Genomic DNA, 12,566 nt, shown 5'->3' with positions numbered 1-12,566 from the left:
GGTCCGCCGAGGTCGCACGACACGCCGCGACCGGTCCGCCGAGGTCGCGCGAACTCGGCGGACCGGTCGCGGCGTGTCGTGCGACCTCGGCGGACCGGTCGCGGCATGTCGTGCGACCTCGATCGTGCTGGTGCTGGTGCTGGTGCTCGTGCTCGTGGTCGTGCTCGTGGTCGAGCGGTCACAACACCCCGTCCGCCGTGGTCGAGCGGTCACGACTCGTCGCTCGGCGCCCCTCCAGCCGACACTTCGTGACCGCGCGGAGGGGATGCAGCGGGGTGTCGTGACCGTCCCGAGCGCCGGAGTTCGGGGTGTCGCGGGTTCGGAGAGTCGGTGGTCGGGACTTGCGCGGGTGCGGGGCAGTGAGTGGTCGGGACGTGCGCGGGTGCGGGGCAGCGGGTGGTCGGGACTTGCACGGATGCGGGGCAGCGGGTGGTCGGGACTTGCGCGGGTGCGGTGTTGCGGTGGTCGCACGTCGTCGCCGGCCTCGTTCGTCGCGCGGTCACGACCCGTCGCGCGTGGGACGTCGAGTGGTCAGGAATGGTCGGCTGCGGAAGCGCCGGACGACGGTTCGTGACCGGTCGGGGGAACTGAGCGGGGTGTTTCGACCGCTGGCGGGACGGGTGCACCGGCGGCGCGCCGCGGCGTTGCGTGAGTGAGCGCTCACGTGCCAGGATGTGAGCGCTCACTGAGGACGACGAGGTTCTGGAGGAACACATGGGTGACGACCGCCGACAGCGGATCGTGGACGGCCGCACCACACTCGGGATCGAGCTCGGCTCCACCCGCATCAAGGCCTGCCTGGTGGACGAGGACCTGGTACCCATCGCGGCCGGTTCCCACGAGTGGGAGAACGAGTACGTCGACGGCCGCTGGACCTACTCGCTCGAGGCAGTCGAGACCGGACTCCGTGCCGCGTACGCCGCCCTGGTGGCCGATGTCGAGGCGCAGTACGGCGTCGCCCCGAGCACCTACCGCGCGGTCGGCGTGAGCGCGATGATGCACGGCTACCTGGCGTTCGACGCCGCGGGCGAGCTGCTCGTGCCGTTCCGGACCTGGCGCAACACCTCGACCGGCCCCGCGGCCGAACAGCTCAGCGAGGCCCTCGGGTTCAACATCCCGCTGCGGTGGTCGATCGCGCACCTGTACCAGGCGGTCCTCGACGACGAGCCGCACGTGGCCGAGATCGCCGGTGTGACGACCCTGGCCGGCTACGTCCACCGTCGTCTGACCGGCCGGAACGTGCTCGGCGTCGGCGACGCGAGCGGCATGTTCCCGATCGAGGGCGGCCCCGTCGACAGCGGCCCCGGCGACCCGGGCGCGAAGGACTTCGACCACGCCATGCTCGCCACCGCGCAGGACCTGATCGGCGTGCCGGACCTGCGGTCCCTGCTGCCCGAGGTCCTCGTCGCCGGTGCCGAAGCCGGTGAGCTGACCCCCGAGGGTGCGGCCTGGCTCGACCCGACCGGCACACTCGAACCCGGCGCACCGCTCTGCCCGCCCGAGGGCGACGCCGGCACCGGCATGGTCGCGACGAACGCCGTCGCCCCGCGCACCGGCAACGTCAGCGTCGGCACGAGCATCTTCGCGATGGTCGTGCTCGAGCAGCCGCTGACCACCGCGCACGAGGAACTCGACGTCGTCACCACCCCGGCCGGGGACGCCGTGGCGATGGTGCACTGCAACAACGGCGCGAGCGAGATCGCGAGCTGGGCCCGGGTGTTCGGACGCTTCGCCGAGGCCTCGAGCGAGCGGACCGGCGCGACGCCGACCGGCATCGACGACGTCTACGCCACCCTGCTCGCCGAGGCCGTCGCCGACGACACCGACCCGGACGCCGGCGGCCTGCTCTCGTTCAACTACCTGGCCGGCGAACCCGTCACCCACGTCGAGGACGGCCGGCCCCTGCTGCTCCGCACCCCCGGCGCTCGCTTCACGCTCGGCAACCTGGTGCGCTCCGAGGTGCACGGCGCCTTCGCGACCCTGGCCATCGGCATGGACGTCCTGCACGGCGAACAGGTGCAGGTGGACCGGATGACCGCGCACGGCGGGCTCTTCCGCACGCCGGGCAGCCCGCAGCGGCTCCTCGCGGCGGCGTTGCGCGTGCCGATCGCGCTCGAGGAGACGGCGGGCGAGGGCGGCGCATGGGGGATCGCGGTGCTGGCCGCCTACCTCGAGCACACCGACCAGCAGCTCGCCGACTACCTGTCCGACACCGTGTTCGGCGGGGACGCCGTGCACGTGGCCGAACCCGAGCCGGCGGACCTCGCCGGGTTCCAGACGTACCTGGAGCGCTACCGGGCCGCACTGCCCGTGCAGGACGTCGCCGCGGCGACGACCCGCCCCAGCGCGACCACAGGACCGACCGAAGAGACCGACGGCGCCGACCCGCGCCTCCAGACAGAGGAAGTGACCCGATGACGGACGCGATCGACGAGACCACACGCCAGGCGGTGGCGACGACGCGGGAGCGCGTCGCGCGCCTGCACGGCGAACTCGTCCGCTACGGCCTCGTGATCTGGACCGGCGGCAACGTCTCCGAGCGCGTGCCCGGCACGGACCTGTTCGTCATCAAGCCGAGCGGGGTGTCGAGCGACGACCTGACGCCCGAGAACCAGGTCGTCTGCACCCTCGACGGCGTGCCGGCCGAGGGCTGGGGCAACGAGCACGGCCCGTCCAGCGACACCGCCGCGCACGCCTACGTGTACCGGAACATGCCCGAGGTCGGCGGCGTCGTGCACACCCACTCGACGTACGCGACCGCCTGGGCCGCCCGCGCCGAGGCGATCCCGTGCGTCATCACGGCGATGGCGGACGAGTTCGGCGGCCCCATCCCGGTCGGCCCGTTCGCCATCATCGGCGACGACTCGATCGGCCACGGCATCGTCGACACCCTGAGCGGCCACCGCAGCCGCGCGGTCCTGATGCAGAACCACGGTGTCTTCACGATCGGCAAGGACGCGAAGGACGCCGTCAAGGCGGCCGTGATGTGCGAGGACGTCGCACGGACCGTCCACATCGCACAGCAGGGCGGCGAGGTCGTCCCGATCCCCGAAGCAGACATCGATCGACTCTTCGATCGCTACCAGAACGTCTACGGACAGAACCCCGAAGGAGCCATGCGATGACGCAGGACACCACCGTCGCCCCCCAGGAAACGCTCGACAGCTACGAGGTCTGGTTCCTCACCGGCTCCCAGGGGCTGTACGGCGAGGAGACCCTGCGCCAGGTCGAGGAGCAGAGCAAGGCCGTCCACGCGGAGCTCGCCGGGCACCTGCCGGTGAAGCTCGTCTGGAAGCCCGTGCTCAAGGACGCCGACGGCATCCGCCGGGCGCTCATCGAGGCGAGCGCCGACGACAAGGTCATCGGGGTCACCACGTGGATGCACACGTTCAGCCCGGCCAAGATGTGGATCGGTGGCCTGCAGGCGCTGACCAAGCCGCTGCTGCACCTGCACACGCAGGCGAACGTCACGCTGCCCTGGGCGGACATCGACTTCGACTTCATGAACCTCAACCAGGCCGCGCACGGCGACCGTGAGTTCGGCTACGCCCTCGCTCGCCTGGGCGTCCGGCACGCCACGGCCGTCGGCCACGTCTCGGACCCCCGCGTCCAGCAGCGCGTCGCGAACTGGACCCGTGCCGCCGCCGGCGCCGCTGCCGTCCGCGAGCTGAAGCTGACCCGCTTCGGCGACAACATGCGCTACGTCGCCGTCACCGAGGGCGACAAGACCGAGGCCGAGATCGAGCTCGGCGTGCAGGTCAACACGTGGGCCGTCAACGAGCTCGCCGCAGCGGTGGACGCCGCAGCAGCGGACACGGCAGCGGTCGACGCGCTCGTGGCGACGTACGAGCGCGACTACGACGTGGACCCGTCACTCCGCAGCGCCGGCGGCGAACGGCACGCTGCGCTCCGCGACGGTGCCGCCATCGAGATCGGCCTCCGCACCCTGCTCGCGCAGAACGGCAGCGCCGCGTTCACCACCAACTTCGAGGACCTCGGCTCGCTCAAGCAGCTGCCGGGTCTGGCGGTGCAGCGCCTGATGGCCGACGGCTACGGCTTCGGTGCCGAGGGTGACTGGAAGACGGCGGTCCTGGTCCGCGCGATGAACGTCGCCGGCGCCGGCCTGCCCGGTGGCGCCTCCCTGATGGAGGACTACACCTACGACCTCACCCCGGGTGCCGAGAAGATCCTCGGAGCGCACATGCTCGAGGTCTCGCCGACGCTCACCACCACGAAGCCGACGCTCGAGATCCACCCCCTCGGCATCGGCGGCAAGGACGACCCGGTCCGCCTGGTCTTCACCGCCGACTCCGGCGAGGCCGTCGTCGTCGCGCTGTCCGACACCCGCGACGGCTTCCGCCTCACGGCGAACGTCGTCGACGTCGTGCCCCCGACCGAGGCCCTGCCGAAGCTGCCCGTGGGCCGCGCGGTCTGGGAGCCCCGGCCGTCGTTCCCCGTCGCCGCCGAGGCCTGGCTCACCGCCGGCGCCGCCCACCACACCGTCATGACGACGGCGGTCGGCCTGCAGGTCGTCGAGGACTTCGCGACCATGGTCGGTACCGAGTTCCTGGTCATCGACGAGCACACCACCGCACGCGGGTTCCGCGACGAGCTGCGTCTCCAGCAGACGTGGCACCGTCTCGACCGCGGCTTCTAGAGGAGTCAGGACCCACGATGGACGACGTGATCGCGGCCGAGCGCACCCGCACCAACTGGGCGGGCAACGTCACCTACCGCGCCTCGGCGCTGGCCCGGCCGACGTCGGTGGACGAGCTCCGGCAGCTCGTCGCCTCGACGCCGCGCCTGACGGCGCTCGGCTCGCGACACTCGTTCAACACCATCGCCGACACCGATGCCGTTCAGGTGTCACTGTCGGACCTGCCGCCCGTGCTCGACATCGACACGTCGCGTCGCGTCGTGCGGGTCGCGGCCGGCATGACGCACAGCCAGGTCGCGGCCGGTCTGGAGGCCCGTGGCTGGGCACTCGGGAACCTCGCGTCCCTGCCGCACATCTCCACGGCCGGGGCCGTCGCCACGGGAACGCACGGCTCCGGTGTTCGGAACCCGTCGCTCGCGCAGGCGGTGGTCGGCCTCGACGTCGTCCGCGCCTCCGGTGAGCTCGCGCACGTCGACGCCTCGTCGCCCGACGGGCTGCTCGACGCCCACCGGGTCGGGATCGGCGCGCTCGGCGTCGTCACCGCGGTGGAGCTCGCGATCGAGCCGACGTTCCAGGTCGCCACGACGGTGCACCTCGACCTTCCGTGGGACGCCGTCGCCGCGCGGTTCGACCAGGTGATGTCCGACGCGTACTCGGTGTCGATGTTCACGTCGTTCGACGACCGCGGTGCCCGGCAGGTCTGGGTCAAGCACCGCGTCGACGAGGCCGCACCGACCGTCGACCTCGTGGCCCTCGGAGCCCGTGCGGCCTCGGGTCCGGTGCACCCGGGTGAGAACGACCCTGCCGGGGTCACCGAGCAGGGCGGCGTGCAGGGGCCGTGGTCGGAGCGGCTGCCGCACTTCCGGTCCTCGTTCACCCCGTCGACCGGGGCCGAGATCCAGGCGGAGTACCTGATCCCAGCTGCCTCGGCGGTGGCGGCGCTCGAGGCGCTCCGACCGCTGGCGTCGCTGTTCGCCCCGATCCTCATCGCCGCCGAGGTCCGCACCATCGCGGCCGACACCGCGTGGCTCGCACCGTCGTCCGGACGACAGTCGGTCGGCCTGCACTTCACGTTTCGCCGGGACGCCGCCGCCGTGGCCGCGGCGGTGGCCCGGATCGAGGACGTCCTGGCACCGTTCGACCCTCGGCCGCACTGGGGCAAGGTCTCCGCGGCCAGTGCCGAGCGGCTGCACGAGGCGTACCCGCGGCTGTCGGACTTCGCCGCACTCGCCCGGGACCTCGACCCCACGGGGCGGTTCCGCAACGCGTTCCTGGCCCGCATCCTGTCCTGAGCCGCGCTGGTTCCCAGGGGATCAGGATGCGTTGTCCGGGTGTCGCACCGGAGCAGCGCCGGGCGTTCACATGTGAGGACGCAAAGGTCGGGGCATGGCGAACCTCAACCGCATCATCGGCATGGCCTCCAAGGTCATCGACAAGCAGCTCCAGAAGCGTGGGCAGGGGGGAACCGCGCCCGGCGCCGGGTCGCAGCAGGGCGGAACCGACTGGCGCGGCCTCGTGCGCAGCGCCGCGGACAAGCTGACCGGCGACGACCGGAACCAGCAGCAGCCGCAGCAGCAGTACGGCCAGCCGCAGCAGTACGGCCAGCCGCAGCAGTACGGCCAGCCGCAGCAGTACGGCCAGCCGCAGCCGCAGCCGCAGCCGCAGCCGCAGCACGGGGCCGACGCCGACAAGGTCGCCCTGGCGAAGTACGACTACCTGCTCCGCACCTCGTCGCCGGAGCAGCTCGAACAGGTCCACCACGACGCCTTCGCGCGGCTCACCCCCGCGCAGCGCCAGCAGGTCCGCGACCGCCTGAACTCCGAGCTCCCGCCCCATGAGCACCTGCGCGACGACTCGGCGGGCGGCATGGCCCGTGCGATGACTCGCGGAGAGATGTCGCGTCCGGGTCTGGTCCGACGGGTCCTCGGCGGTTCCGGCCGCTCGGGCAACGGCAACGGCCGCGGACGCGCCGGGGCGTTCGCCGGTGGTGCAGCGGTCGGTGCCGGCGCGATGGCGTTCGGTGGCCTCGCCGCCGCGGTGGCCGGGGGAGCGGTGCTCAGTGCTGCCGCCGGTCCGGTCCTGGCAGGGGCGGCCGACCTCGGCGTCGACTTCGAGGGCATCGCCTCGGGCATGGGCGACCTCGGACTCGGTGACCTCGGCGGTGGCGTCGAAGGACTCCTCGGCGGGGGCGAGCAGCTCCTCGGCGGGTTCGGTGAGCAGGCCGCGGGGTTCGGTGAGCAAGCGTCCGGGCTCGGCGAGCAGGCATCGAACCTCGGCAACGACTTCCTCGGTGGCCTCTTCGACCGCTGACGCGCTGCGGTGCGAACGCATCGGGAATAGTGGGACGGCGTCCGGCGCTTGCAATGTTTCGTCGTGCGTCGTCCGACGCACGCGAGATTCGGACGGGCCACCGTCGCGGTGTCAGGATGGACGCCGCCCGGCGGGTGAACCGTTCCGCCGTCGCAGCGACCGCCACCGCGATCGCGACCCCCTTCCCCGAGGAGCAGCACCGTCATGAGACGCCCCAACCGCCTGACGATCACCGCGGCCGTCGCCGCAGCAGCAGCCCTGGTCCTGACCGGCTGCTCGGGTGGGGGTTCGTCCGACGACGGCGCCGAGGGCACGGCGAAGGGCGGCACGCTCAACATCCTGACGCCGCAGACCTCGTTCCACCTCGACCCCGCGACCAGCCAGAGCCTCGGCATCACGTCGATGGGCCTCGTCGCCCGACGGCTCACCACGTGGGACGTCGAGCCGGGCAAGACGGCGAAGGTCGTCCCCGACCTGGCGACCAACACCGGGGTCTCGAGCGACGACGGTAAGACCTGGACCTACACGCTGAAGGACGGCGTCGAGTTCCAGGACGGCACGCCGATCACCACGAAGGACATCAAGTGGGGCATCGAGCGCTCGTTCGCGCCGACCCTCAGCGGTGGCCTGAGCTACCACAAGTCGCTCCTGGTCGGTGGTGACTCCTACAAGGGCCCGTTCGACGGCAAGTCGCTCGACAGCATCGAGACCCCGAACGACAAGACCATCGTCTTCAAGCTGAACGACGCGTACGGCGACTGGCCGTGGCTCGCGTCGATGCCCGCGTTCACCCCGGTGCCCGAGGGCGACGGCAAGGACACCGGCGCCTACGACCTGAAGCCGGTCGCGTCCGGCCCGTACCAGGTGCAGTCGAACACGCAGGGCTCGCAGGTCACGCTCGTCCGCAACAAGAACTGGAGCGCGAAGACCGACGAGGTCCGCACCGCCGGCCCGTCGAAGATCGTCTTCAAGGAGAGCCAGGACCAGTCCACGGTGACGCAGACGCTCATCGCGGACAACGGCGACGCCAAGAACTCGTTCGGCGCCATCTACCTGGGTGCCGCCGAGCTCAACCAGGTCCGCAGCAACCCGGCCGCCCAGGACCGCCTCGCCACCTCGAAGGCCGGCCCGATCAGCTACATGGCGATCAACACGCAGCGCGGTGAGCTCAAGGACCTCAAGGTCCGCCAGGCGCTGCAGTACGCGGTCGACCGCAAGTCCTTCCGGATCGCCGCCGGCGGCGCGATCGCCGGCTCGTACGCCTCGACGCTCATCACCCCGGGCATCGCCGGACGCCAGGACTACGACCTGTACAAGACGAAGGCCACCGGCGACGTCGACAAGGCGAAGCAGCTGCTCAAGGAGGCCGGCGTCAGCAACCTGAAGCTGACCCTGGTCACCCAGAACGACCCGACGTACCTCGCCCAGGCCCAGGCGCTGCAGTCCGGCCTGAAGCGTGCTGGCATCGCCGTGACGCTCAAGCCGCTCGACTACGACTCCTTCACGCAGGCGACCACCAACGGCACCGACTTCGACCTGTCGCTGTCGAGCTGGCAGCCGGACTTCCCGAGCGCGAACGCCAACCTGCAGCCCCTGTACGACTCGTCGCAGATCGGTGGCGGCGGCTACAACGTCTCGAAGTACAGCAACCCCGAGGTCGACGCCCTCATCGAGAAGGCCAGCTCCACCGTCGACCAGGACGACGCCCAGAAGCTCTGGGCCCAAGCCGACCAGAAGATCATGGCCGACGCTCCGGTCGTGCCGCTGATCTACGCGAAGCAGTCCTTCCTCGCCGGTTCGAACGTGCAGAACTTCCAGATCGCGGACTTCCCCGCGTACCCGAACTACCTCAAGGTCTCGCTCAAGCAGTGACCGAACCGATCCTGCAGGTCGAGGGGCTCCGCGTCGCGTTCGGCGACGCGGAGCCCGTCGTCCGTGACGTCTCCTTCGACCTGACGCCCGGCCGGGTCCTCGCCCTGGTGGGGGAGTCCGGCTCGGGCAAGTCCGTCAGCGCCATGAGCGTGCTCGGGCTCCTGCCGCCGCAGGCCTCGGTGTCGGGCAGCGCCCGGTTCCGTGGTGCGGAACTCATCGGTGCGCCCGTCGAGACGGTCCGCGCCGTCCGGGGTGCGGGCATCGGCGTGGTGTTCCAGGAGCCGATGAACTCGTTCACGCCGGTCCTGTCCATCGGCACGCAGATCGCCGAGGCGGTCCGGGCACACCCGACCGGGCTCGACCGTGCCGGCGTCCGGGCACGCGTCAACGAACTGCTCCGTGACTCCGGCCTCACCGACCCGGAGCGCATCCGGAAGGCCTACCCGCACGAACTGTCCGGCGGCCAGCTCCAGCGCGCGATGATCGCGATGGCCCTGGCCGGCGACCCGGTCGCACTCTTCGCCGACGAGCCCACGACCGCGCTCGACGTCACCGTGCAGGCGGGCATCTTCGACCTGCTGCGGCGGCTCGGCCGCGAGCGCTCCCTCGCCGTGCTGCTCATCACCCACGACATGGGCGTGGTCGCGGACGTCGCCGACGACCTGCTGGTGCTGCGCCGCGGCGACCCGGTCGAGCACGGGACCGTCGCCGAGGTCTTCGCCCACCCGACCGCCGACTACACGCGCGAGCTCCTCGCGGCCGTCCCCAGCCTGGAGGCGCGTCCCGCGTCCGCAGCGCCGCTCGCGTCGACCGAGACTCGGCCTGCCGGACCGGACTCGGCTCCGTCAAGCCGGGATCTGTCCGCAGACGCGATCACCGTCTCGGCGGTGAGCGGCGAGGCGGACGCGAGTCGGGCCTCCCGTCCGCTCGTCGCGCGCCTGCGCGACGTCGCCGTGCGGTACTCGCGCCGAGGCGGGCCGACCGTGTCGGGCATCGACCTCGACCTGCACGCCAGCGAGACCGTCGGCCTGGTGGGCGAATCCGGTTCCGGCAAGTCCACGATCGGGCGGGCGCTCGCGGGCCTTGTGCCCGTCGTCGCTGGCTCGGTCGAGGTGGACGGCAGCGACCTGCGGACCGCTCGCGGACGACGACTGCGCGAGCTGCGCAGTCGGGTCGGCATCGTGTTCCAGGACCCGGCGTCGTCGCTCAACCCGCGGCAGACCATCGGCTGGAGCATCGCGGAACCGCTGCTCGTGCACGGCACCGACTCCGCTGCGGAGCGGGCCGAACGGGTCCGTGAACTGCTGACCGCTGTACAGCTCGACCCGACGTGGGCCGAGCGGTTCCCGCACCAGCTGTCCGGCGGCCAGCGGCAGCGCGTCGCCGTCGCGCGTGCGCTCGCGCTCCGGCCGGCACTCGTCATCGCCGACGAACCGACCTCGGCCCTCGACGTGACGGTGCAGGCCGCCGTGCTCGACCTGCTCGCCGGGCTGCAGCGGGAGTTCGGCTTCGGCATGCTGCTCATCAGCCACGACCTCGCCGTCGTCCGTCAGCTCGCCGACCAGGTGATCGTGCTGCGCGACGGCCGGATCGTCGAGCGGGGGAGCACCGACGCCGTGCTCGACGACCCGCAACAGGACTACACGCGCATGCTCCTCGCCGCAGCGCCCGTCGCCGATCCCGTGCGACAGGCCGCCCGCCGCGAGGCGTGGCGCGCGTGGGAAGGAGTGGCCTCGTGACGGCCAACGTCGTCGACCGACCGGTCGCACCGTCCGGCCGCACGACCGGCTTCCGGGCCGTCGTGCGACGGGTGCGGCAGGACCGCTGGGCGGTGGCCTCGGCCGTCGTCATCGCGGTGTTCCTGGTGGTCGCCGTGGCGGCCCCGCTCATCGCGAAGGCGTCCGGGCAGGACCCGTACTCGTACGACATCGACGCACTCAACTCGTTCGGCGCTCCGCGCGGTCCGGGCGGCGGCATCAGCGGCGAGCACTGGTTCGGCGTCGAGCCCCTGACCGGGCGCGACCTGTTCTCGATCGTGACGTACGGCGCGCGGACGTCGCTCGGCATCGGACTCGCCGCGACCCTGGTGTCGATCGTCATCGGCGTCCTCGTCGGCGTCACGACCGGGTTCTTCGGTGGCTGGTACGACCGGGTGCTCTCGCGGGTCGTCGACGTGATCTTCGGGTTCCCGTCGCTCGTGTTCATGATCGCCCTCACCGCGATCGTGCCGTCGTCGTTCCCGAAGCCCGTGCTCGTCGTGCTCGTCATCGGGTTCTTCGGCTGGCCGGCCGTGGCCCGTGTGGTGCGGGGGCAGACGCTGTCGCTCGTCAGCCGCAACTACGTCGTCGCCTCCACCGCGATGGGCGCCGGACGGTGGCACGTCATCCGCACGCAGCTGCTGCCGAACCTCGCCGCGACGATCACCGTCTACGCCACCATCTCGATCCCGTCGATGATCGGTGCCGAGGCCGCGCTCTCCTTCCTGGCCGTCGGCGTCAACCCGCCGACGCCGTCGTGGGGTCGCAGCATCGGCGACGCCATCGGCTGGGTGCAGACCGATCCCATGTACCTCGTGTTCCCCGGAGCCGCACTGTTCCTCATCACCCTCGCCTTCAACGTGCTCGGTGACGCCCTGCGCGACGCCCTCGACCCGCGAGGAGGCACCGCGTGAACGCCGCCACCCTGCGGTTCCTCGCGATCCGCGTGCTCGGGGCCGCCGTCGTGCTGCTCGTCGTCGCGGCCATCACGTACGCGCTCTTCATGCTCCTGCCGACCAACCCGGCCCGGGCGATCTGCGACAAACCCTGCACGCCGGACCGGCTGCGAGAGGTCCAGGCGTTCCTCGGCACTGACAAGCCTTGGCTCGCACAGTTCGGCGCCTACCTGGCCGGTATCTTCACCGGCCGGACCTTCGGCAGCGGCAACAGCGTCATCGAGTGCGCGGCGCCGTGCTTCGGGTACTCGTTCCAGCTGCACGAGAGCGTCACCGAGCTGATCCTCGCGCGCCTGCCCGTCACGGCCTCGATCGCCGTGGGCGCCGCCGTGCTGTGGCTCGTCGCCGGGGTGTTCGGCGGCACCGTCTCGGCGCTGCGCCGCGGCACCTTCGTCGACCGGGCCGTCATGACGGTCGCGGTCGCCGGTGTCTCGTCTCCGGCGTACCTGGTCGGGCTGCTCGGCATCCTGCTGTTCGGGTTCGTGCTGGGCATCCTGCCGACGAGCGGGTACGTGGCATTCGGTGACGACCCGGTCGGCTGGTTCACCCACCTGGTCCTGCCGTGGTGCGTGCTGGCCTTCATCAGCGCTGCGATCTACGCCCGGTTGACCCGTGGTGAGATGCTCGAGTCGATGTCGCAGGACTTCGTGCGGACCGCCCGGGCCAAGGGGCTGCGGGAGCGCCAGGTCGTCGTGCGGCACGGGCTCCGGACCGCGATCCTGCCCGTCGTGACGCTGTTCGGGCTCGACCTCGGGTCGCTGCTCGGTGGGGCGGTCATCACCGAGAAGGTGTTCTCGATGCAGGGCCTCGGCGCGCTGCTCATCGACGCGGTGCACACGCTCGACCTGCAGGTGGTCGTCGGCTTCACGCTGTTCTCGGCGCTGCTCATCGTCACGGCGAACGTGATCGTCGACGTGGTCTACGCGTTCGTCGACCCACGGGTGCGGCGCCGGGCGTAGGGCCCCTCGCACGGTGCGAGGTTGTTCGCCCCGTGCGGCGGAACAACCCCACACC

The 12,566-nt window shown here is 71.5% G+C and carries 9 protein-coding genes; all 9 read left to right on the top strand.

Annotated elements, in window-relative coordinates:
• Window positions 1–714 precede the first annotated feature (714 nt).
• The 9 genes from DEI98_RS17210 to DEI98_RS17170 all read left to right on the top strand — a co-directional run bounded on the left by DEI98_RS17210 (window position 715) and on the right by DEI98_RS17170 (window position 12,511).
• Window positions 715–2,418 (top strand): xylulokinase, encoded by a 1,704-nt coding sequence (locus tag DEI98_RS17210; protein ID WP_111101441.1) that lies wholly within the window; start codon window positions 715–717, stop codon window positions 2,416–2,418.
• Entirely contained in the window at window positions 2,415–3,125 is a 711-nt protein-coding gene (locus DEI98_RS17205; protein ID WP_111095893.1) for an L-ribulose-5-phosphate 4-epimerase, read from the top strand. The genes DEI98_RS17210 and DEI98_RS17205 overlap by 4 nt, the downstream gene beginning before the upstream one ends.
• Entirely contained in the window at window positions 3,122–4,657 is a 1,536-nt protein-coding gene (gene araA / locus DEI98_RS17200; RefSeq protein WP_111101440.1) for an L-arabinose isomerase, read from the top strand. The genes DEI98_RS17205 and araA overlap by 4 nt, the downstream gene beginning before the upstream one ends.
• A gap of 17 nt (window positions 4,658–4,674) precedes the next feature.
• Window positions 4,675–5,949, top strand: coding sequence for an FAD-binding protein (locus tag DEI98_RS17195; RefSeq protein WP_111101439.1), 1,275 nt, complete (start codon window positions 4,675–4,677; stop codon window positions 5,947–5,949).
• 94 nt (window positions 5,950–6,043) lie between these two features.
• Window positions 6,044–6,967, top strand: coding sequence for a cation-transporting ATPase (locus DEI98_RS17190; protein WP_111101438.1), 924 nt, complete (start codon window positions 6,044–6,046; stop codon window positions 6,965–6,967).
• A gap of 204 nt (window positions 6,968–7,171) precedes the next feature.
• Complete coding sequence (locus DEI98_RS17185) at window positions 7,172–8,839, top strand: ABC transporter substrate-binding protein (RefSeq protein ID WP_111101437.1); 1,668 nt, start codon at window positions 7,172–7,174, stop codon at window positions 8,837–8,839.
• The gene (locus tag DEI98_RS17180) at window positions 8,836–10,578 is read left to right on the top strand and encodes an ABC transporter ATP-binding protein (RefSeq protein WP_111101436.1); all 1,743 of its coding nucleotides are present in this window, start codon (window positions 8,836–8,838) and stop codon (window positions 10,576–10,578) included. Before DEI98_RS17185 ends, DEI98_RS17180 begins: the two co-directional genes overlap by 4 nt.
• A complete protein-coding gene (locus DEI98_RS17175; RefSeq protein ID WP_017888404.1) occupies window positions 10,575–11,510 on the top strand; it encodes an ABC transporter permease in 936 nt (311 codons plus the stop codon). Before DEI98_RS17180 ends, DEI98_RS17175 begins: the two co-directional genes overlap by 4 nt.
• Window positions 11,507–12,511: an ABC transporter permease gene (locus DEI98_RS17170; RefSeq protein WP_111101435.1), complete on the top strand. Its 1,005-nt coding sequence runs from the start codon at window positions 11,507–11,509 to the stop codon at window positions 12,509–12,511. The genes DEI98_RS17175 and DEI98_RS17170 overlap by 4 nt, the downstream gene beginning before the upstream one ends.
• Window positions 12,512–12,566: the final 55 nt, after the last annotated feature.

Origin of the sequence: Curtobacterium sp. MCLR17_034 (genome assembly GCF_003234485.1) — a bacterium.
Taxonomy (GTDB): domain Bacteria; phylum Actinomycetota; class Actinomycetes; order Actinomycetales; family Microbacteriaceae; genus Curtobacterium; species Curtobacterium flaccumfaciens.
This window is presented reverse-complemented; position numbering and strand designations above follow the sequence as displayed.